The organism is Streptomyces humidus, assembly GCF_014649655.1.
GTDB classification, from domain to species: domain Bacteria; phylum Actinomycetota; class Actinomycetes; order Streptomycetales; family Streptomycetaceae; genus Streptomyces; species Streptomyces humidus.
Map to the genome: position 1 here is coordinate 176738 of NZ_BMTL01000013.1, position 20625 is coordinate 197362.

The window sequence follows — 20625 nt, forward strand, 5'->3', positions numbered from 1 at the left end:
CAGATTCCCCTCAGATGTAATGACGCTGGTCGCGGCCGGTCACTACTGTCCTGCGAAACCGAGGAGGACGGAGCACCCGAGCGATGACCGAAGTATCGGTGACCAAGGAGGACGCGGTCACGAGCGGTGACCTGGTCGTCCTGAAGAGCGTCAACAAGCACTTCGGCGCGTTGCACGTTCTCCAGGACATCGACCTGACGATCGCCCGCGGAGAGGTCGTCGTGGTCATCGGCCCCTCCGGGTCCGGGAAGTCGACGCTGTGCCGCACCATCAACCGCCTGGAGACGATCGACGAGGGCGCGATCACGATCGACGGGAAGCCGCTGCCCCAGGAGGGCAAGGCGCTGGCCCGGCTGCGCGCCGACGTCGGCATGGTCTTCCAGTCGTTCAACCTGTTCGCGCACAAGACCGTGCTCGAGAACGTGATGCTGGGCCAGATCAAGGTCCGCAAGGTGGACAAGGCGAAGGCCGAGGAGAAGGCACGCGCCCTCCTCGACCGGGTCGGTGTGGGCACGCAGGCGGACAAGTACCCCGCGCAGCTCTCCGGCGGCCAGCAGCAGCGCGTCGCCATCGCCCGCGCGCTGGCGATGGACCCGAAGGTCATGCTCTTCGACGAGCCGACGTCGGCCCTGGACCCCGAGATGATCAACGAGGTCCTGGAGGTCATGCAGCAGCTGGCCCGGGACGGCATGACGATGATCGTCGTCACCCATGAGATGGGGTTCGCGCGATCGGCCGCGAACCGCGTGGTGTTCATGGCGGACGGACGCATCGTCGAAGAGGCTGCGCCCGACCAGTTCTTCAGCAATCCGCGCAGCGACCGTGCCAAGGACTTCCTGTCGAAGATCCTGCACCACTGACCCGCAGCACCGACCCGCACCACCGGCTGCAGCCCTGACGGCCCCACGCCGCCCGCAGCACCTCATCACTCTTCTAAGGACGTTCTCCATGATGCTTCGCAAGGTCACCGCCGCCTCGGCCGCAGCCCTCGTCCTCGCCCTGACCGCCACCGCGTGCGGCGGCGACAAGAAGGACGACGCCGGCAGCGGCTCCAGTGGCGGCAGCGGTGGCGGCGGCAAGATCAAGGTCGGCATCAAGTTCGACCAGCCCGGTCTCGGCCTGAAGAAGCCCGACGGGTCCTACGCCGGCTTCGACGTGGACGTCGCCACGTACGTCGCCAAGCAGCTCGGCTACAAGCCGGACCAGATCGAGTTCATCGAGACCAAGAGCGCCGACCGCGAGAACGCCCTCTCGCGCGGCGACGTCAAGTTCATCACGGCCACCTACTCGATCAACGACGAGCGCAAGAAGAAGGTCGACTTCGCCGGCCCGTACCTGCTGGCCCACCAGGACCTGCTGATCAAGTCCGACTCGGACATCTCCAAGGGCACGGACCTCAACGGCAAGAAGCTGTGTTCGGTGACCGGGTCGACCTCGGCGCAGAACGTGCAGAAGTCGATCGCCCCGGACGCGAAGCTCAAGGAGGTGAGCTCCTACTCGGAGTGCATCGCCGGCCTGCAGAGCGGCGCCGTGGACGCGGTCACCACCGACGACTCGATCCTCGCCGGCTTCGCCTCCCAGGACCAGTACAAGGGCAAGTTCAAGCTCGCGGGCCTGAAGCTCAGCAACGAGAACTACGGCGTCGGCGTCAAGAAGGGCGACACCGCGACCGTGGACAAGATCAACAAGGCGCTGGAGCAGATGGTCAAGGACGGCTCGTGGGACAAGGCCGTCAAGGACAACTTCGGTCCGGCCGGCTACAAGAACGAGCAGGCCCCGAAGATCGGCGTCATCGTCAAGTAGTCCGGGCCACGGCCCACCCTGCGGGGTTCCTGCGGGGTTCCTGCGGTGCGCCGCCGTCCGTCGCGATCACGGCGGCGGCGCGCCCCGCCCTCCTCATACGCCACCCACCCGGAAGCGCGGGAGATCGTGTTCGACTTTCTTGATGGTTACGACGTCCTAGGGGCGTTCTGGATGACGGTGAAGCTCACCGCCCTCTCCGCCGTGGGCTCCCTCGTCTGGGGCACCCTGCTGGCCGCGATGCGGGTGAGTCCGGTTCCGCTGATGCGCGGGTTCGGCACCTTCTACGTCAACGTCGTCCGGAACATCCCCCTCACGGTCATCATCCTGTTCAGCTCGCTCGGTCTCGCCGACATCTTCGGAGCGACCATGGGAAGCGACGACTTCGCGGTCCAGGGGTTCCGGCTGGCCGTGCTCGGCCTGGCCGGCTACACCGCGGCCTTCGTCTGTGAGGCGATCCGCTCCGGCATCAACACCGTGCCGATGGGCCAGGCCGAGGCCGCCCGTGCCATCGGCCTCAGCTTCACGCAGACCCTGACACTGGTCGTCCTCCCCCAGGCCTTCCGCTCGGTCATCGGCCCGCTGGCCAACGTCCTGATCGCGCTGACCAAGAACACCACGGTGGCGGCCGCCATCGGCGTCGCCGAAGCCGCCTACCTCATGAAGACGATGATCGAGAACGAGGCGCAGACGCTGCTCATCGGCGCGGTCTTCGCGTTCGGGTTCGTGGTTCTGACCCTGCCGACCGGCCTCATCCTGGGCTGGCTCGGCAAGCGACTGGCGGTGAAGCGATGAGCTCGGTCCTCTACGACACTCCCGGACCTCGCGCCAAGCAGCGCAACGTCCTCTTCTCGGTGCTCTTCACCGTTCTCCTTGCGCTGCTCCTGTGGTGGGTGTGGCAGAAGATGGACGACAAGGACCAGCTGACCTCCGCGCTCTGGAAGCCGTTCATCGAGTCCGAGGCATGGACGACGTACCTGCTGCCCGGTCTCGCCAACACGCTGAAGGCCGCGTCGCTGGCGATGGTCATCGCCCTTCCGATGGGCGCCGTCTTCGGCATCGCCCGTCTCTCGGACCACCGCTGGGTGCGCGGCGTCGCCGGCACGGTGGTCGAGTTCTTCCGGGCCATCCCGGTACTGCTGCTGATCCTGTTCGCCAACGAGTTCTACGCCCGCTCCACGGACGTGGGCAGCGCGGACCGGCCGCTCTACGCCGTCGTCACCGGACTGGTGCTCTACAACGCGGCCGTCCTCGCCGAGGTCGTCCGGGCCGGCATCCTCTCGCTGCCCAGGGGGCAGACGGAGGCGGCCTACGCCATCGGTCTGCGCAAGGGGCAGACCATGAGCAGCATCCTGCTCCCGCAGGCGGTCACCGCGATGCTCCCGGCGATCGTCAGCCAGCTCGTGGTCATCGTGAAGGACACCGCACTGGGCGGTGTGATGATCGGATTCACCGAGCTGCTCAACTCGCGCGGCACCCTCGCGGCCAACTACGCCAACGTCATCCCCAGCTTCATCGTGGTCGCGGCCATGTACATCGTGCTGAACTTCCTCCTCACCAGCTTCGCGAGCTGGCTGGAGAAGCGGCTGCGGCGCAGCAAGAAGAGCACGGGTGCGGTCCTCGGCGCGGAGGACATGGAGGAACTCAATCCGGCGGCGGTCGGCGGCACGTTCGGGACCGGGGGCGAGGGAGGCGGCCTCCCAGGCGCCAGGACCTACACCTGACGAGCGATCAAACAGCGACGACGTGGAAGGCAGTGGCGTGCGCGCCACTGCCTTCCGTCGCTTGACGCAAACAACGACAATGGGTTGCATACGTTCTGTGATCGTGCACCCTGCTCCAACCCGTTGTTCACTCAAACCCGCGAGGACACCGTCGAAGGCAGGGGGCGGCACGCCGTGGACCCGGTGATCATCGTCGGAGCCGGGCCGGTGGGGCTCACGCTCGCCCTGGCCCTGGCGCGTCAGCAGGTGCCGTCCGTGGTGCTCGACGAGGGCCCCGGCAAGGACGAACCGCGGCTCGCCCGCACCGTCGTGCTGCGCGAGGACACCGCGGCCCTCGTGCGGCGGCTGACCGGAGCGGACCTCGACCGGGCCGGGCTCCGTTGGGCCGGATGGCGCTCCATGCGGCGCAAGCAGGTGATCCGCGAGGTCTCCTTCGACGACATGGCCGGCCCGGACGTCACGGCCGACGCGACCGGCGTCCCCGCAACCGCCGGTCCCGCCCCGCTGCACATCGCCCAGCACGTGCTCACGGGCGCGCTGCGCGCCGCGCTGGAGCGCGAGACGCTGGTGAAGGTCGTCGCGGACAGCCGGGTGGACGGCGTCGAGCAGGAGACCTCGGGCGTCACGGTCCACACCCGCGGCCCCAAGGGAACCTGGTGGCGCGGCAGCCACCTGGTCGGCTGCGACGGTCCGCGCTCCACCGTGCGCAAGCTCCTCGACGTCCGCTTCCCCGGCCGCACCGCGGTCGAGCGCCACGCCGTGGCCGCCCTGCGCGTGGAACTTCCCTGGGCGGACGAGGCGTTGCTCCATCGGACGCCCCCCTGGCGGATGTCCGGCCCGTCCGCCGGGGAAGTCACCGGTCGCCCGCTGCCCGAGGACGTCTGGCGCCTGGACTGGCTCCTGCCGCCCGGCAAGGACCTCGTGACGCCCGAACTGCTCGTGGCGCGCATCCGCGAGACCCTGGCCGGCTGGAGCGACGGACCGACGCCCGCCTACGAACTGCTCGACACCGGAGTCCACACCGTGCACCACCGGCTGGCCCGCCGCTGGCGCGTGGGGCGGGTCTTCCTCGCCGGGGACGCCGCTCACCTGCTCGGCGCGTTCGGCGCGCAGGGTCTGGACGAGGGTCTGCGCGACGCCGACAACCTGGCCTGGAAGCTCGCCCTGGCCTGGCACCACGGACCGCACGAGGCACTGCTCGACAGCTACCAGGCAGAGCGTCGTGCGGTCGTCTCCGCCCGGCTGCGCGCCGCCGACCAGGCGCTGCCGCTGCTGCGTGGCGGCGGTGGCATAAGGGCGTACGTGCCGGGCGCGGCCCGCGGCCACGACATGCTGCTGACCGACGGTCACCTGGGACGCGGACCGCTGGGCGCCGTCGGCAGCTATGCGGAGTCCCCTCTGGCGCCCCGGCACCTGGAGGCGGAGGTGCCGGTGGACACGCCCCCGGGCGCACAGGTCCAGGACGTCCGCGTGACGGCGGAGGACGGCTCGTTCGTCCAGCTGCGGGACCGGCTCGGCCGGGGCGCGCTGCTCGTCCTGCTGATCGCGCCGGGCACCGGCGTGTGGGAGCGCCGGCACTGGGTGAGCGCCGGGATCATGCCCCGTCTGGCCGCCGCGGTGACGGCCCTGCCGAGCCCGGCCGAGCTGCTGGTGGCGGAGAGCTACCCGGGCGCGGCCGCCCACACCGTCCTGCTGATCAGGCCCGACGGCCATCTGGTCGCCGCGCTCAACGGAGTGCGTGCGGCCGATCTGTACGCGGCGGCGGAGGCGGCCCTCGGCGGCCCGGCGGGGGCCGAGGGCGCACAGGAGACCCAGGGATCCAAGGGGGCCCAGGGGACCAAAGGGACCAAGGGGGCTCAGGAGGCGTCCACGGCCGGTGCCGCGGCAGGCAGCACGGCCAAGTGACGTCCGCGCGGGTCCCGTCCGGCCTGGGTTCGCCCGGTCCTGGGCGGGCCCGTCGCGAGTGCCGCTGTCCGCAGGCGCTCGCGACGGTCGTGCTGCCGCACACGGTGTCACCGTGGGGTCCACATGGTGACAGTCGGTTGACCGTGCTGCACCGGCATGGTCTACTCCGGATCGTGACCGACACCGATGTGCGCCTGTGGCGGAGGGTCCATATGGACCTCGTCCGCTATGCGGGCTGCGTGTGTCGTCCGTCCTGCTGAATTCGCATCCCCCTTTTCCACCGGCGCGCCCCGCCGTAGCGCATCCGCGCTCGTGCGCCCGGCCGCGCGCCTCCCCGCGAACGTTCCCAGGACGGTACCCGTGTCTGTCTCCCCCTCCCTGTCCGCCGTCGCCGCTGACGCCTCCGTCGCAGCGCCGACGCAGGCGGACCTTCTCGACTTCGTCCGGCGCACGGCCGCCGACGCCGAGCTGATCTCCTCGCTCCCTCTCGACCCCGAGGGCCGCACCTGGGTGCGTCTGGAAGGTCCCGGCGGCAGCGAGGCCTGGCTGATCGGCTGGCCGCCCGGCACGGGCACCGGCTGGCACGACCACGCCGACTCGGTGGGCGCCTTCCTCACCGCCCGGGGCACGCTGAAGGAGTACTCGCTCGCCGCGCGGCTGCCCACCGACGGCTGGAAGACCCTGGAACTGGCGGACGGCGTCGACCGGGAACGCTCCCTCACCGCCGGCCGCGGCCGTGCCTTCGGCCGCCACCACGTCCACGAGGTGCTCAACGAGTCCGCCGAGGAGCACGCCGTCTCCGTCCACGCCTACTACCCGCCGCTGCCGAGCATGCGCCGCTACAGCCGCACCGGACGCGTGCTGCGGCTGGAGCAGGTCGAGCGTCCCGAGGACTGGCAGTGAGCGGCGCGAGCACCCCTCAGGACCGACCGCCCCACGCACGGCGGGATGAACAGCGGGACGGACGACCGGACCGCCGACCGGACCGCCGACCGGACCACCGGCAGCCGCCCGGCATAGACGAGTTGCTCGAGCGAGTGCGTTCCGGGTACGCGCGCGTGGAGGCGCGGGAAGCCTACGAAGCCGCCCGCGCCGGCGAGGCGTTGCTCGTCGACATCCGTTACGCGGCCCTGCGTGAGCGGGACGGGCTGATCCCCGGCGCGCTGGTCGTCGAACGCAACGAACTGGAGTGGCGTCTCGATCCCCGGGGCAGCCATCGTCTCCCCGAAGCAACGAGCCACGACGTGCGCGCCATCGTGATCTGCAACGAGGGCTACGCGTCTAGCCTCGCGGCTGCCTCGCTGCACCAGCTGGGTCTGCACCGGGCCACCGACCTGGTCGGCGGCTTCCAGGCGTGGAAGGCCGCGGGTCTCCCGGTGACCGCGTAGGCGGGGGCCACACAGGGACACCGGCCGGGACACAGTCAGTCCTTGGGTCGTCGCGACCGTCACCGCGCGTACTTCTCAGCGCCACCCGCCCGGCCCGGCGGTGGTGAAGAGGACGAGCAGCCCGGCCCGGCGATCACCGCGACCTGGGCAAGGGGTACGACCGCCGGGGCCGCAGCCCGGTCGTGCCGCCACCGAACGCGGCCGGGACGGCCAGAGCGGACTGGTCGGACAGGATGGCCAGGCCGGTGCCTCTGCCCACGGCGAGCGACGTCACGAGGGTCGCGAGGTTCAGAAATCGTCGCTCACCAGGAAGTCCGTCTCTTCGCCGTCTCCGCCTTCCTGGCCCTCTTCTTCCAACGCCTGCCGCACCACCCGTAGAGCCATGCCCTCGGAGTAACCCTTGCGTGCGAGCATGCCGGCCAGACGACGCAGCCGTCTGTCGCGGTCGAGTCCGCGGGTCGATCGCAGTCTGCGGGCGACGAGTTCGCGCGCCGTCTCCTCCTCCTGCTCGGAGTCGAGCCGGCCGACGGCCTCGTCGATCAGCGCCGCGTCGACGCCCTTGGTCCGTAGTTCCCGGGCGAGCGCGCGCCGGGCCAGTCCCCTGCCGTGATGGCGGGACTCCACCCAGGCGTCCGCGAAGGCGCTGTCGTTGATCAGCCCGACCTCCTCGAACCGCGAGAGCACCGCGTCCGCCACGTCGTCCGGGATCTCCCGTTTGCGCAGCGCGTCGGCGAGTTGACTGCGCGTGCGCGGGGTCCCGGTGAGCAGGCGCAGACAGATCGCCCGTGCCCGCTCAGCCGGGTCCCCTGAAGACGCCTCCTGCTCGGCCCTCGACGAGGAAAAGCCGTCTTCGTCCTCGGCGGACGGTTCTCCGGAGCCGCGCCGACGGCGCCCACGCCCGCCACGTGGACCGCCTTCGCCGCCGCGTCGCGCCCGGCCGTCACGGGACCGGTCGTCGCCGTCCGCTCCTTCGCTCCGACGCCGACCGCCTTTCCGCCGGTCGTCGCCGTCCTGGGCAGGGCCGCCGTCGACCCCGCTCTCCTCCTCACGGCGGATGTCGGGGTGGACGTACTCGGCCCAGTCGGTTCGTCGTGTCACGGATCAGCTCTTGGCAGCCGCGGCCTTGGTCCTGGCGGTCTTGGCGGCGGCAGCCGGCACCGTCTTGGCGGCGTCGTCCGAGGTACCGGCAGCCACCGCGGCGTCCGCGCCCGGTTCGGCGGCGGGCTCCTCGGGACGCACGCCGACGCCCAGCTTCTCCTTGATCTTCTTCTCGATCTCGTTGGCGAGATCGGGGTTGTCCTTCAGGAAGTTGCGGGCGTTCTCCTTGCCCTGGCCGAGCTGGTCGCCCTCGTACGTGTACCAGGCGCCGGCCTTGCGGACGAAGCCGTTCTCCACGCCCATGTCGATCAGACCGCCCTCGCGACTGATGCCCTGCCCGTAGAGGATGTCGAACTCGGCCTGCTTGAAGGGCGGCGCGACCTTGTTCTTGACGACCTTGACGCGGGTACGGTTGCCGACCGCGTCCGTGCCGTCCTTCAGGGTCTCGATGCGGCGGATGTCGAGTCGTACCGAGGCGTAGAACTTCAGCGCCCGGCCACCGGTGGTGGTCTCCGGGGAGCCGAACATCACGCCGATCTTCTCGCGGAGCTGGTTGATGAAGATCGCGGTGGTCTTGGACTGGTTGAGCGCGCTGGTGATCTTCCGCAGCGCCTGGCTCATCAGACGGGCCTGGAGACCGACGTGGCTGTCGCCCATCTCGCCCTCGATCTCCGCGCGCGGCACGAGTGCGGCCACGGAGTCGATGACGATCAGGTCGAGGGCGCCGGAGCGGACCAGCATGTCCACGATCTCGAGGGCCTGCTCGCCGTTGTCGGGCTGGGAGAGGATCAGGTTGTCGATGTCGACGCCGAGCTTCTTGGCGTACTCGGGGTCGAGGGCGTGCTCCGCGTCCACGAAGGCGACCTGGCCGCCGGCCTTCTGCGCGTTCGCCACGGCGTGCAGCGTCAGCGTCGTCTTACCGGAGGACTCCGGGCCGTACACCTCGACCACGCGGCCACGCGGCAGACCGCCGACGCCGAGGGCGACGTCCAGTGCGGTCGATCCGGTGGGGATGACCTCGATGGGCTCGTTCGGCCGCTCGCCGAGCCGCATCACTGCGCCCTTGCCGAATTGGCGTTCAATCTGTGCGAGTGCGGCATCCAGGGCCTTCTCGCGGTCGGTTCCTGCCATGGGTTCCACCCGATTTGCTTGAGTCGATCGCTTCACGTCAAAGACGCTAACGCCTGCCACTGACAATGCGCCTCGACGCCGGTTCGGCCTGTGGATAACTCACGCGCTTACCGCCCGAAATCGGGACGTAACACCCGCCGAGAGCTTCACCGGAGTCTCCATCAGAACGGATGTTCGATTTACGTGTCAAGCGCACCACCCGGCACTTCCGAGCCTACGTTCACGGAGTCACCGAAGCCCGGGACCACCCGGCTGCTCCTGCTCGTCCCTGTCCGCCCCCGGGCCTCACGGCGACTTCGAGCGCCGTCGTCGGCCGGGCGGAGGCACCAGCGGAACCCGAGGAACCCGAGGGCTGAGAACCGGGGTGCACTCACCCGCCTGCTCCCCGGCCTGGCTTTCCGGGACTTACGGGCCTTGCTGGCCTTACGGGATTTCCGGGGCTTCCGGGCCCGCCGTGTTACCGCCGGGGTGCCGTGGCGTGCCCCCTCAGCCGGACTCTCCGGGGCGCCGTCGCGGGTCGCCCGTCCGGTCCCGGCCCCGTGTCCACAGCTCACGCGCGCGGGTGAGCGGACCCGGCCCCTCACCGCGGTCCCGGTGACCGTGGACGCGGGGATCGTCCGTGACGGCGTAGCGCTTGACATAGGCGCCCAGGAACGCCTGCAGGGTGGCGACCGCCGGGATGGAGATCAGCGCCCCGACGGCGCCCAGGAGCGCGGTGCCGGCGATGACGGAGCCGAAGGCGACGGCGGGGTGGATGTCGACGGTCTTCGACGTGAGTTTGGGCTGCAGCATGTAGTTCTCGAACTGCTGGTAGACCACGACGAAGATCAGTACCCAGAGCGCGTACAGCGGCGACACCGTGAAGGCGATCAGCATGGGGAGGGCGCCCGCGAGATAGGTGCCGATGGTGGGGATGAACTGCGAGACCACGCCCACCCACACGGCGAGCACAGGCGCGTACGGGATGCCGAGGGCCTGCAGCAAGATGTAGTGCGCCACGCCGGAGATCAACGCCATCAGTCCGCGCGAGTAGAGGTAGCCGCCGGTCTTGTCGACGGCGATCTCCCAAGCGCGCAGCACCTCCGCCTGCCTGGCCGGCGGCAGCACGGAGCACAGGGCACGGCGCAGCCGCGGGCCGTCCGCGGCGAAGTAGAACGAGAACAGGGCGATCGTCAGCAGCTGGAAGAGGCCGCCGAGGACCTGGGTGGAGACGTCCAGGACGCCGGCGGCGCTGTTCTGGGCGTACTTCTTCAGCCAGTTGGAGTGGAGCAGGCCCTCCTGGATGTCCACGCGCCTGAGTTCGGTGTGGAACGTGGTGTTGACCCAGTGGATCACCGAGTCCAGGTACTCCGGGAAGCCCTCGATCATCTTGATGATCTGTCCGGCGAGCATCGAGCCGAGCAGTGCGAAGAAACCGACGACGGCGATCAGCAGGCCGAAGAAGACCAGGAAGGTGGCGAGCCCCCTGCGCATCCCCCGGGCGGCCATCCGGCTGACCGCCGGTTCTATGGCGAGTGCCAGGAAGAACGCGATGAGGATGTTGAGCAGCAGACCGACGAGTTGGTGGAACGCCCAGGTGCCCAGCTGGAACGCGCCGACGAGGGCGAGGGCGAGCACCATGGCGCGCGGAAGCCAGCGCGGCATGCGTGCCGCGTGCCCGGCGTCGCCCCGGCTCGAAAACGGTTCCGGGGGCGGCGTGGTGCCGGGCGGGGATGCGTTCCGGGCGATCTGCCCGGTCTCGTCAGTGGGTGCCACGGAGCAAGTCTCGCCTACGCCGCCGACAATCGGGGAGCCGCGTGCGATCTCCGCTCCACGTCAGCGCATCTCCTGAGGAACGTTCATCACCAGGCACACCACACGCCACACGTCCTTGGCGTCCCAGCCGTCCGCCAGCGCCTGCTGCACCGTTCTCCCGCCGAGCTCCGCCATCACGTGATCGCACGCGAAGGTCTCGGCGTATCCCGCGCCGAAGTGCTCGTCCATCCGCTGCCAGAAGACCGTCAACCGCATGACACCAGTATCCCGCGCGCGGGGGTGGCCCTCGCCGGGACCGCCTGCCGAGACCGCTTTCCGCCCTACGGTCTGACCATGGCCGAAACCGGAGCATCCCCACTCCCCCCGACTCCCCCCGCGCACTCCCCGCTCTTCCGCGCGGAGCACTTCGTCTGGCTGACCGCGCGAGTGCTGGAGCAGCGCGTCTTCGCGCACGACTTCCTCCACGGCGCCGCCGATCCCGTCGAGACCGCCCTCGACGCCTACCGTAACCACGACGGTGGATACGGTCATGCGCTGGAACCCGATCTGCGAGGTCCCCTCAGCCAGCCGCTGCACACCGCCCGCGCCCTGGGGGTCCTGGACTCCATCGGACGGCTGAGCGGGCGGCGCGTGGACCGGGTGTGCGGCTATCTGACGTCCGTCTCCACGGGCGACGGCGCACTGCCGGCGGTCCATCCCAGCCAGCGCGGGTACCCGGCGGCCCCCTTCATCCCGATCGTGGACGACCCTCCCGGCGAGCTCCTGGCCACCGGGCCCGTGGTGGGTCTGCTGCACCGCAACGAGGTGTGGCACGCCTGGCTGTTCAGGGCCACGGAATTCTGCTGGCAGGCGGTGGACTCCCTGGAGCGGACCCATCCCTACGAGGTCGAGGCTGCCGTGGCCTTCCTGGACTCCGCTCCCGACCGCCCCCGCGCGCAGGCGGCCGCCGACCGCCTGGGCCGCCTGGTGCGCGACCACCGGCTCGTCGCGCTGGAGCCGGACCGGCTCGACGCGTATCCGGTCGCCCCCGGCTACGCCCCGGGCGAGCATCACTTCCCGTACGACTTCGCGCGGACTCCGCAGTCCTTCGCGCGCGCGTGGTTCACCGACGAGGAGATGACCCGCTCCCTGGACCATCTCGCCGACGCACAGCAGAAGGACGGCGGCTGGCCCATCCGCTGGCGTCGCTGGGCGCCCGGTGCGGAACTCGAGGCACGCCCCATGGTGACGATCGAGGCGCTTCGCACCCTGCGGGCCTACGGCCGCGCCATCGGCTGACCGCGAGCCAGAGAGCCGCGGGCCCGTCGAACCACGCCTCACCTGCGCTCCCGCCGCAGCGCGGAGAGACCCGTGAGACCCGTGAGACGGGCGAGACCGGTGAGACGGGCGAGACCGGTGAGACGGGCGAGCGCGAGACCGGCGACGCCTCACCCGCCTACGGCGCGGACCCCCGCCGTGACCGCCACGGCGGCCGCGACCACCAGCAGGAAGGGAGCCCGCAGCAGGAGGGCGACGGCGGCTGCGGCGAGCCCCGCGGCCCGCGCGTCCAGGACGAGGGCGCGCCCGTCGGCGAAGGTCTGCTGGGCCGTGAGGGCGGCGAGCAGGGCGACGGGGAGCAGGGCCGCGAACCGCCTGACGAGCGGCCGTTCCAGAAGTCCCGCGGGAACGAGCAGTCCGGCGAGCTTGACGGCATAGCAGCCGAGCGCGGTCACACCGATCGCGATCCAGGTGTTCAACGTTTCGCCTCCTGTCCCGAGCCGCCCCGGCGGGCCGCCTCCCGGCCGCCCGCCCGCCGGCCCTCGACGTACAGCACGGCCGGCGCGGCCAGCGCAGCCGCCAGCACGGGCACTCCGGCAGGCAGGAACGGCAGCAGGCCGAGCCCCAGAAGCACCGCGAGCCCGGCGACGGCCCGCTCGACGGCGGTCTTCAGCATGGGCGCGAGCAGCGCCAGGAAGACGGCGGGCCCTGCCACGTCGAGTCCCCACGCGTCGGTGTCTCCGAGGGCCTCGGCTCCCAGCGCGCCGAGCAGGGTGGTGAGGTTCCACAGGAGGTACAGGGTCAGTCCGGTGACGGTGAAGCCGATGCGGGCGGCGCGGCGTCCCCGCTGGGCCAGCGAGACCGCCGTCGTCTCGTCGATCACCCAGTGGGCGGCGAACGGGCGCACCGCGCGCGGGAGGGCCAGCGACTGCGACAGACGCAGTCCGTAGAACGCGTTGCGCACGCCCAGGAAGAAGGCGCCCGCGGCCGCCGTCAGGGGATTGCCGCCCGCTGCCAGCGCCCCGACCAGCGCGAACTGGGACGCGCCGGTGAACACCAGGAGGCTGAGCGCGCAGGTCTGCCACACCGTGAGTCCGCTGCCCGCCGAGGTCACCCCGAAGGCGAACCCGGAGAGTCCTACGGCGACCCCGACCGCGAGGGCGTCCCGTACGACGGCGCCGTCCGGTCTTCCCTCGGCGTCGGCTCGGATGCCCGTGCGAGCTGCTTCCGCGTGAGCTGCGTCCGTGTCAGCTGCGTCCGTGTGAGCTGTCTGTTCTGCCACGACCCCGACCGTAGGAGCGCCGGCTCGGCCGGGTCTTGTACGTTCTTGCGCTCGCGCTGGTAAGCCCCCGGCGGGACTCCCACGATCCGCGCGAAGTGGCGGTTGAGGTGAGGTTGGTCGGTGAAGCCCACGGCGACGGCCGCATCGGCGGGTGTCGTGCCCGCGTCCAGCAGCCGCCGTGCCCGCCGCACCCGGGCATCGGTCAGCCAGGCATGGGGCGGCAGCCCATAGGCGTCCCGGAAGGCCCGCAGCAGGGCGAACGGGCCGGTGCCCAGGTCCGCGGCCAACTGCTCCAGTGTCGGCGGATCGACCAGCCGCTCCTCCAGCGCGGCACGCGCGCGTGCCGCGATCCGGGCCCCGGCCGACCGGACCTCCCGCTGTGGCAGCGGTCCGCCGTTGAGCCGGAGCAACCGTGTCACCGCCGCCCGCAGCAGGGTGTCGGCGGCCAGCGCGTTGCCCTCCTCGGCGGCCCGGAGCACCTGATGCACGAGCGCGACGGCACAGGGATCGTCGAGCACGGGACGCACGAACCCAGGGGCGCCGCGAAGGGTCGTCGTCTCGGCTGCGATCCCGGCCACGACATCGGGCGACGGGTACACGGCCCCGTAGCGCCAGCCCTCCGGCACGCCGGCCCGCCCGGTGTGCGGGGTGTCCGGGTTGACCAGCGCGAGCGCTCCCGCCCCTGCGTACTGGTCGGCTCCGCGGTGGGCGAAGACCTCCACGCCTTCGGCGATGGCGGCGATCACGAAGTGCTCATGGGTGTGCCGTACGAAGGCCTTGCGGACGTACCGGGCGCGCAGCAGGTCGACGCCGGGCAGCTCGGCATACCGCCAGTGCCGTGCCCGCTCACCCGAGTCCGCCATACCCCCATTCTCCGCGACGACCGAAGATCCCCGCTCGCCTCTCTTCCCTGCCCCTCCTACCCGCCCTCAGCCCCCGGCCCATGCCCGGCCCGGGCACCCCCGTACTTCCGCGCATCCGAGCATCCGCGGACCGCGCATCCGCGCACCGGCCGTCGCCGCGTGCCCCCGACGCCCGCCGCGCCGTCGGCGAAGCCGCAGCTCAGCGCCATTGTCAGTGGCCGGGTGCAGGATGGACGCATGGTCAGCTCCGCACACCGAGCCCTCGACGGCTTCTCCCCCGCGACCCGCGGCTGGTTCACGGGGGCGTTCTCCGCGCCCACCGCGGCCCAGGCGGGCGCGTGGCAGGCCATCGGCGAGGGCTCGGACGTGCTGGTGGTGGCCCCCACCGGGTCCGGCAAGACCCTGGCCGCCTTCCTCGCCGCGCTGGACCAGCTCGCCTCGACGCCTCCGCCGGCCGATCCGAAGAAGCGCTGCCGCGTTCTCTACGTCTCCCCCCTCAAGGCCCTGGCGGTGGACGTGGAGCGCAATCTGCGCAGCCCTCTGACGGGCATCCGCCAGGAGTCCGTCCGCCTGGGCCTGCCCGAGCCCGAGGTCAGGGTGGGCATCCGCTCCGGCGACACCCCTCCGGCCGAACGCCGCTCGCTGTCCACCCGCCCGCCGGACATCCTGATCACGACCCCCGAGTCCCTGTTCCTGATGCTGACGTCGGCCGCCCGCGACGCGCTGACGGGCATCGAGACGGTGATCCTGGACGAGGTGCACGCCGTGGCGGGCACCAAGCGCGGCGCACACCTCGCGCTGTCCCTGGAGCGGCTCGACGCACTGCTGCCGAGGCCGGCCCGCCGCATCGGCCTGTCGGCCACGGTCCGCCCGGTGGACGAGGTGGCGCGCTATCTGTCCCCGCACCGCAAGGTGGAGATCGTCCAGCCGAAGTCGGGCAAGGAGTTCGACCTCTCGGTCGTCGTCCCCGTGGAGGACCTGGCCGAGCTGGGCGGCTCGCCCGTCGCCGACGGCTCCGAAGGCGCGGAGCGCCCGTCGATCTGGCCCCACGTGGAGGAGCGGATCACCGACCTCGTCCAGACCCATCGCTCCACGATCGTGTTCGCCAATTCCCGGCGCCTCGCCGAGCGCCTGTGCAACCGGCTCAACGAGATCGCCTACGAGCGGGCGACCGGCGAGTCCCTGGACGAGCACCACTCCCCCGCGCAGCTCATGGGCGGCTCGGGCGCGGCCCAGGGCGCGCCGTCCGTCATCGCGCGCGCCCACCACGGCTCCGTGTCGAAGGAACAGCGCGCGCTCGTGGAGGAGGACCTGAAGGCCGGCCGGCTGCCCGCTGTGGTGGCGACCTCCAGCCTCGAACTCGGCATCGACATGGGCGCGGTGGACCTCGTCATCCAGGTGGAGTCGCCGCCTTCGGTGGCGTCCGGCCTGCAGCGCGTCGGCCGCGCGGGCCACCAGGTGGGCGCGGTGTCCACCGGCGTGGTCTTCCCGAAGTACCGCGGCGACCTGGTCCAGGCGGCCGTGGTCACCGAGCGGATGCGCACGGGCTCGATCGAGTCGCTGCGGGTCCCCGCCAATCCGCTGGACGTCCTGGCACAGCAGCTCGTCGCGATGACGGCCCTCGACACGTGGCAGGTGGACGACCTGCTGGCGACGGTCCGCCGCGCGGCCCCCTTCGCCTCGCTCCCGGAGTCGGCGTTCACGGCCGTCCTGGACATGCTGGCCGGGCGCTATCCGTCGGACGCGTTCGCCGAGCTGCGCCCGCGCGTGGTGTGGGACCGGGTCGCCGGCACGGTCACCGGCCGCCCCGGCGCCCAGCGCCTGGCCGTCACCTCCGGGGGCACGATCCCCGACCGGGGTCTGTTCGGCGTCTTCCTCGCGGGCTCCGACCCCAAGAAGGGCGGGGGCCGGGTCGGCGAGCTCGACGAGGAGATGGTGTACGAGTCCCGCGTGGGCGACGTCTTCACGCTCGGCACCAGCTCCTGGCGGATCGAGGACATCACCCGCGACCGCGTCCTGGTGTCCCCCGCCCCCGGTGTCCCGGGCCGACTGCCCTTCTGGAAGGGCGACCAGCTGGGCCGGCCGCTGGAGCTGGGCCGCGCGGTGGGCGCGTTCCTGCGCGAGGTGGGCTCCCTGCCCAAGGACGACGCCCGGCTCCGGCTGCTCACCGCGGGCCTGGACGCGTGGGCGGCCGACAACGTGCTGTCCTACCTGGAGGAGCAGCGCCAGGCCTGCGGCCATGTCCCGGACGACCGCACGATCGTCGTGGAGCGCTTCCGCGACGAACTGGGCGACTGGCGGGTCGTCGTCCACTCCCCGTTCGGCGCCCAGGTGCACGCCCCGTGGGCGCTCGCCCTCGGCGCCAAGCTGTCCGAGCGGTACGGCATGGACGCCCAGGTCATGCACGCCGACGACGGCATCGTGCTGCGGCTCCCCGACGCCGACCTCATGGGCCTGGACCTCCTCGACCACGAGCCCGTGCGGACGGGCACCGCATACGACGCGGAGCAGGCCCCGGTCGGCGCGGCGGACGTCGTCTTCGACAAGGGCGAGGTCGACCAGATCGTCACCGACCAGGTGGGCGGCTCGGCGTTGTTCGCGGCCCGCTTCCGCGAGTGCGCCGCCCGCGCGCTGCTGTTGCCTCGCCGCAGCCCCGGCCGGCGCACCCCGCTGTGGCAGCAGCGCCAGCGCGCCGCCCAACTGCTGCAGGTGGCGAGCGAGTTCGGCTCGTTCCCGATCGTCCTGGAAGCCGTTCGCGAATGCCTCCAGGACGTCTTCGACGTGCCCGGTCTCGTGGAGCTGATGGGCGATCTGGAGGCGCGCAAGGTGCGTCTGGTGGAGGTCACCACGCCGGAGCCCTCCCCCTTCGCCCGCTCCCTTCTGTTCGGCTATGTCGCGCAGTTCCTGTACGAGGGGGACTCACCGCTCGCCGAGCGGCGGGCCGCCGCCCTGTCCCTGGACTCCCGGCTGCTGGCCGAGCTGCTCGGCCGGGCCGAGCTGCGGGAGTTGCTCGACGCCGACGTCCTCGCCGAGCTGGAACAAGAGCTCCAGTGGCTCACCGAGGACCGCCGGGTGAAGGACGCGGAGGGCGTCGCCGACCTCCTGCGCCTTCTCGGCCCGCTCACCGACGCCGAACTGGCCGAGCGCGGCGCCGAACCGCACTGGGCGCGGGACTTGGCCGTCGCCCGCCGCGCCATCCGGGTCCGCATCGCCGGCGCCGAGCACTGGGCCGCGATCGAGGACGCGGGCCGCTTGCGCGACGCGCTGGGCACAGCGCTGCCGGTCGGCGTGCCGGAGGCCTTCACGGAACCGGTCAAGGACCCCCTCGGCGATCTCCTCGCCCGCCACGCCCGCACCCACGGCCCGTTCACGTCCACCGCGGCGGCAGCCCGCTTCGGTCTCGGCGTGGCGGTCACCGAGGGCGCCCTCCAACGCCTCGCGGCAGGCGGCCGCGTCGTCCAGGGCGAGTTCCATCCGGCGGGCATCGGCCAGGAGTGGTGCGACGCGACGGTTCTGCGCAGGCTGCGCCGCCGCTCCCTGGCCGCTCTGCGACACGAACTGGAGCCTGTCCCGCCGCCCGCACTCGCCCAGTTCCTGCCCCAGTGGCAGCACATCGGCAAGGGCCATTCGCTGCGGGGCGTCGACGGCCTGGTGCGGGCCGTCGAACAGTTGCAGGGGTCCTCGGTGCCCGCCTCGGCCCTGGAGAAGCTCGTCCTGCCCTCCCGGGTACGCGACTACACCCCGGCGATGCTCGACGAACTGACCGCGGCCGGGGAGGTCGTCTGGTCCGGGGCCGGCGCCCTCCCCGGCAAGGACGGCTGGGTCTCGCTGTACGTGGCCGACGCCGCGCCCCTGCTGCTCCCCCCGCCGCACCCCCTGGAGCTGACGGCGCTGCACCAGTCCCTCCTGGACGCGCTGTCCGGCGGCTACGGCCTGTTCTTCCGCCAGATCGCCGACCGGGTCCGTGCCACCACCCACCCCGACGTCACCGACCCCCAACTCGCCGACACCGTCTGGGACCTGGCCTGGTCAGGTCGGCTCACCAACGACACGCTCGCCCCCATGCGCTCCCTGCTGGGCTCGGGCCGCACGGCCGGCTCGACGGCTCATCGCGCCAAGCGCACGATCCCGCGCGGCCGCTACGGCTCGCTGACGTCCGCGGCCCGACCGGCCTCCCGCAGCGGTCCTCCGACGGTCGCGGGCCGTTGGTCGCTTCTCCCCGTCCTTGAATCCGACCCCACGGTGCGGGCCCACGCGCTCGCCCGCACCCTCCTGGACCGGCACGGCGTGGTCACCCGGGGCGCGGTCGCCGCCGAGGGCGTCGAGGGCGGTTTCTCGGCGACGTACCGCATTCTGTCCGTCTTCGAGGAGAGCGGTCAGGCACGGCGGGGATACGTCGTCGAAGGCCTCGGCGCCGCGCAGTTCGCCATGGACGGCGCCGTCGACCGGCTGCGCGCGGTCGCCAACGCCCGGGACCGCGGCGAGCCCCTGCCCGCTCCGACCGCCTCGACCGGCGACCCGGACGGCTTCGTGTTCCCCGACGACTCCCCGTCCGACGACGTCTGGGACGTCGCCGACCCCGACAGCCCCTACGCCTCGTCCCTCGGCTCCCGGGGAGCCCCCGCCTCGCGGGACGAGTACGTCTCGCCCAGGGACTTCGCCTCGCCGGGGGCCGGCGGTCCGCGAGGCGGCAGCAGCTTCTCCGAGGGCGGCCCGCCCGGGCGCTTCCACCGCGGTCACGGCCAGAGCCGCAACCGTGGCGGGGGCGACGCCGCACGGGCCGTCGTCCTCGCAGCGGCCGATCCGGCGAACGCCTACGGCGCGGCCCTGGGCTGGCCCGAACCCCCGACCGGCGCAGGGCACAAGCCGGGCCGCAAGGCCGGCTCCCTGGTGGTTCTCGTCGACGGCGAGCTGACGCTCTACATGGAACGCGGCGGCAAGACACTGCTGGCCTGGCCCGCCGCCCCCGACACCGAGGACACGCCCGCCGACGATCCGCGCCTGCTCACCGCCGCCGAGGCTCTCGCCGAGGCCGCGCGCGCGGGCTCCCTCGGCACGGTCACGGTGGAGCGCGTCAACGGGACATCCGCCCTCACCTCCCCCATCGGCGGCCTCCTGGAAGGAGCGGGCTTCATCGCGACCCCCCGGGGCCTTCGTCTGCGCGCGTGAAGGCAAGCTCCCGGCACCACACAACGGACCCGACCCGACCGGACCGGACCACACATCAGACCGAACCGGAACGCTCACGGCACGGCACCGCTCCGATCCCAGCGCACCGGCCTGCGCAACAACACGTCGCGCCGAGCACCGGCCCAGCCCACACCGGACAGACCCAGCCGGCACCGTCCAGGCCGGCGCGGCCTCCATGCCCGACCCTGCCGACCGCCCCGCCCCGCCACCCGCCCGGATACCCACCCGGACTCTCCCAGTGCCTGCCGGCGCTCCCCCGCGCCGTTCTGTCCGCCCATGTCACCCTTGACCCATGCCCGAAGGCGACACGATCCGGCAGGCAGCGAGGCGTCTGCACGACGCCCTCGCGGGAAAGGCGCTGACCCGCTCCGACCTGCGCGTGCCCAGGTACGCGACAGCCGACCTCACCGGTCGTACCGTCCTGGACGTCACCGCACGCGGCAAACACCTCCTCACACGTGTCGAAGGCGGTCTGACGCTCCACTCGCACCTGGGGATGGACGGGGCCTGGAAGATCTACGCGAACGGCCGACGCTGGACCGGCGGCCCGGCGCACCAGATCCGGGCGATCCTCGGCGTCCACGACCGCACGGCCGTCGGCTACCGCCTCCCCGTCCTCGAACTGCTGCGCACCGCCGACGAGCAGCAGGCCGTCGGCCACCTCGGCCCCGACCTGCTGGGCCCCGACTGGGATGCCGAGCGGGCCCTGGCCAACCTTGCCGGGGCCCCCGACCGCCCCCTCGGCGAGGCCCTCCTCGACCAGCGCAATCTGGCCGGCATCGGCAACGTCTACAAGAGCGAGCTCTGCTTCCTCCTGGGGGTCACCCCGTGGCTGCCGGTCGGCGCGCTTCCCGCCGACCGCGCCGCGAAGCTGCCCGTGCTCGCGAAGAAGCTGCTGGAGGCCAACCGCGACCGTCCGGTCCGCAACACCACCGGCCGGCGCGGCCCGGACCTCTTCGTCTACGGCCGCACGCCCCGCCCCTGCCTGCGCTGCGGAACACGGATCCGTGTGGCCGACCAGGGGGACGGCTCCCGCGAGCGGCCGACCTACTGGTGCCCCAGCTGCCAGACGGGCCCCGCCCCCACGCCGGGCTCCCCACCGGCGGACCGTTTCCGTTCCCGCACTCCCTGACGGCACGCCCACGGCGGCACGCGTCGGCCACCAAGCGCCCCAGCCGCCACGGCCCCGTCCGGCAACCGATCCACGCCTCGCTAATTGACGGACCGTCAGA

The 20625-nt window shown here is 72.0% G+C and carries 18 protein-coding genes; 11 read left to right on the plus strand and 7 right to left on the minus strand.

The annotated features are described in order from the left end of the window. Positions 1 to 83: 83 nt before the first annotated feature. The 8 genes from IE239_RS17505 to IE239_RS17535 all read left to right on the plus strand — a co-directional run bounded on the left by IE239_RS17505 (position 84) and on the right by IE239_RS17535 (position 6817). Positions 84 to 860, plus strand: coding sequence for an amino acid ABC transporter ATP-binding protein (locus IE239_RS17505; RefSeq protein WP_190150259.1), 777 nt, complete (start codon positions 84 to 86; stop codon positions 858 to 860). Between the two features lie 88 nt (positions 861 to 948). Further along, positions 949 to 1803, plus strand: coding sequence for a glutamate ABC transporter substrate-binding protein (locus tag IE239_RS17510; protein WP_190150260.1), 855 nt, complete (start codon positions 949 to 951; stop codon positions 1801 to 1803). Between the two features lie 126 nt (positions 1804 to 1929). Next, positions 1930 to 2595 carry an amino acid ABC transporter permease gene (locus tag IE239_RS17515; protein WP_190150261.1) on the plus strand — a complete coding sequence of 222 codons (666 nt, stop codon included), beginning with the start codon at positions 1930 to 1932 and terminating at the stop codon, positions 2593 to 2595. Continuing rightward, positions 2592 to 3524 carry an amino acid ABC transporter permease gene (locus IE239_RS17520; RefSeq protein WP_190150262.1) on the plus strand — a complete coding sequence of 311 codons (933 nt, stop codon included), beginning with the start codon at positions 2592 to 2594 and terminating at the stop codon, positions 3522 to 3524. The genes IE239_RS17515 and IE239_RS17520 overlap by 4 nt, the downstream gene beginning before the upstream one ends. 174 nt (positions 3525 to 3698) lie before the next feature. Continuing rightward, a complete protein-coding gene (locus IE239_RS17525; protein WP_190150296.1) occupies positions 3699 to 5429 on the plus strand; it encodes an FAD-dependent monooxygenase in 1731 nt (576 codons plus the stop codon). A 188-nt stretch (positions 5430 to 5617) separates the two neighbouring features. Then, a complete protein-coding gene (locus IE239_RS43260) occupies positions 5618 to 5689 on the plus strand; it encodes a putative leader peptide (protein ID WP_309544753.1) in 72 nt (23 codons plus the stop codon). Positions 5690 to 5789: 100 nt separating this feature from the next. After that, the gene (locus tag IE239_RS17530) at positions 5790 to 6332 is read left to right on the plus strand and encodes a cupin domain-containing protein (protein ID WP_190150263.1); all 543 of its coding nucleotides are present in this window, start codon (positions 5790 to 5792) and stop codon (positions 6330 to 6332) included. 113 nt (positions 6333 to 6445) lie between these two features. Next, on the plus strand, positions 6446 to 6817 hold the full coding sequence (locus tag IE239_RS17535) for a rhodanese-like domain-containing protein (RefSeq protein WP_190150297.1): 372 nt from the start codon (positions 6446 to 6448) through the stop codon (positions 6815 to 6817). Positions 6818 to 7105: 288 nt separating this feature from the next. Here IE239_RS17535 and recX read toward each other — a convergent pair whose 3' ends face one another. The 4 genes from recX to IE239_RS17555 form a co-directional block, all read right to left on the minus strand. Continuing rightward, positions 7106 to 7915, minus strand: coding sequence for a recombination regulator RecX (gene recX / locus IE239_RS17540; RefSeq protein ID WP_190150264.1), 810 nt, complete (start codon positions 7913 to 7915; stop codon positions 7106 to 7108). 3 nt (positions 7916 to 7918) lie between these two features. Next, a complete protein-coding gene (recA, locus tag IE239_RS17545; RefSeq protein WP_190150265.1) occupies positions 7919 to 9046 on the minus strand; it encodes a recombinase RecA in 1128 nt (375 codons plus the stop codon). Between the two features lie 486 nt (positions 9047 to 9532). Then, positions 9533 to 10801, minus strand: coding sequence for an AI-2E family transporter (locus tag IE239_RS17550; protein WP_190150266.1), 1269 nt, complete (start codon positions 10799 to 10801; stop codon positions 9533 to 9535). 60 nt (positions 10802 to 10861) lie between these two features. Continuing rightward, positions 10862 to 11056: a DUF3046 domain-containing protein gene (locus IE239_RS17555; RefSeq protein WP_190150267.1), complete on the minus strand. Its 195-nt coding sequence runs from the start codon at positions 11054 to 11056 to the stop codon at positions 10862 to 10864. A gap of 78 nt (positions 11057 to 11134) precedes the next feature. Between IE239_RS17555 and IE239_RS17560 the strand changes: the two genes are divergently transcribed. Continuing rightward, positions 11135 to 12079: a hypothetical protein gene (locus IE239_RS17560; protein WP_190150268.1), complete on the plus strand. Its 945-nt coding sequence runs from the start codon at positions 11135 to 11137 to the stop codon at positions 12077 to 12079. A 149-nt stretch (positions 12080 to 12228) separates the two neighbouring features. Here IE239_RS17560 and IE239_RS17565 read toward each other — a convergent pair whose 3' ends face one another. Genes IE239_RS17565 through IE239_RS42150 form a run of 3 tightly spaced genes read right to left on the minus strand, consistent with a single transcriptional unit; the run spans position 12229 to position 14203 of the window. After that, complete coding sequence (locus tag IE239_RS17565) at positions 12229 to 12537, minus strand: AzlD domain-containing protein (protein WP_190150269.1); 309 nt, start codon at positions 12535 to 12537, stop codon at positions 12229 to 12231. Then, positions 12534 to 13268, minus strand: a complete 735-nt coding sequence (locus IE239_RS17570; protein ID WP_229878154.1) for an AzlC family ABC transporter permease — start codon at positions 13266 to 13268, stop codon at positions 12534 to 12536. The genes IE239_RS17565 and IE239_RS17570 overlap by 4 nt, the downstream gene beginning before the upstream one ends. Continuing rightward, positions 13196 to 14203, minus strand: a complete 1008-nt coding sequence (locus IE239_RS42150; RefSeq protein ID WP_229878148.1) for an AraC family transcriptional regulator — start codon at positions 14201 to 14203, stop codon at positions 13196 to 13198. The genes IE239_RS17570 and IE239_RS42150 overlap by 73 nt, the downstream gene beginning before the upstream one ends. 237 nt (positions 14204 to 14440) lie before the next feature. Between IE239_RS42150 and IE239_RS17575 the strand changes: the two genes are divergently transcribed. Both IE239_RS17575 and IE239_RS17580 read left to right on the plus strand, forming a co-directional pair. Beyond that, entirely contained in the window at positions 14441 to 19372 is a 4932-nt protein-coding gene (locus IE239_RS17575) for an ATP-dependent helicase (RefSeq protein WP_190150271.1), read from the plus strand. Positions 19373 to 19685: 313 nt separating this feature from the next. Then, positions 19686 to 20525 (plus strand): Fpg/Nei family DNA glycosylase, encoded by an 840-nt coding sequence (locus IE239_RS17580; protein ID WP_190150272.1) that lies wholly within the window; start codon positions 19686 to 19688, stop codon positions 20523 to 20525. Positions 20526 to 20625: the final 100 nt, after the last annotated feature.

What these genes read in the sequence shown, in the direction of transcription:
- IE239_RS17505 (WP_190150259.1), top strand. Translation starts at nt 84, where the DNA reads ATGACCGAAGTATCGGTGACCAAGGAGGACGCGGTCACGAGCGGTGAC.
- IE239_RS17510 (WP_190150260.1), top strand. Translation starts at nt 949, where the DNA reads ATGATGCTTCGCAAGGTCACCGCCGCCTCGGCCGCAGCCCTCGTCCTC.
- IE239_RS17520 (WP_190150262.1), top strand. Translation starts at nt 2,592, where the DNA reads ATGAGCTCGGTCCTCTACGACACTCCCGGACCTCGCGCCAAGCAGCGC.
- recA (WP_190150265.1), bottom strand. Translation starts at nt 9,046, where the DNA reads ATGGCAGGAACCGACCGCGAGAAGGCCCTGGATGCCGCACTCGCACAG.
- IE239_RS17555 (WP_190150267.1), bottom strand. Translation starts at nt 11,056, where the DNA reads ATGCGGTTGACGGTCTTCTGGCAGCGGATGGACGAGCACTTCGGCGCG.
- IE239_RS17560 (WP_190150268.1), top strand. Translation starts at nt 11,135, where the DNA reads ATGGCCGAAACCGGAGCATCCCCACTCCCCCCGACTCCCCCCGCGCAC.
- IE239_RS42150 (WP_229878148.1), bottom strand. Translation starts at nt 14,203, where the DNA reads ATGGCGGACTCGGGTGAGCGGGCACGGCACTGGCGGTATGCCGAGCTG.
- IE239_RS17575 (WP_190150271.1), top strand. Translation starts at nt 14,441, where the DNA reads ATGGTCAGCTCCGCACACCGAGCCCTCGACGGCTTCTCCCCCGCGACC.
- IE239_RS17580 (WP_190150272.1), top strand. Translation starts at nt 19,686, where the DNA reads ATGCCCGAAGGCGACACGATCCGGCAGGCAGCGAGGCGTCTGCACGAC.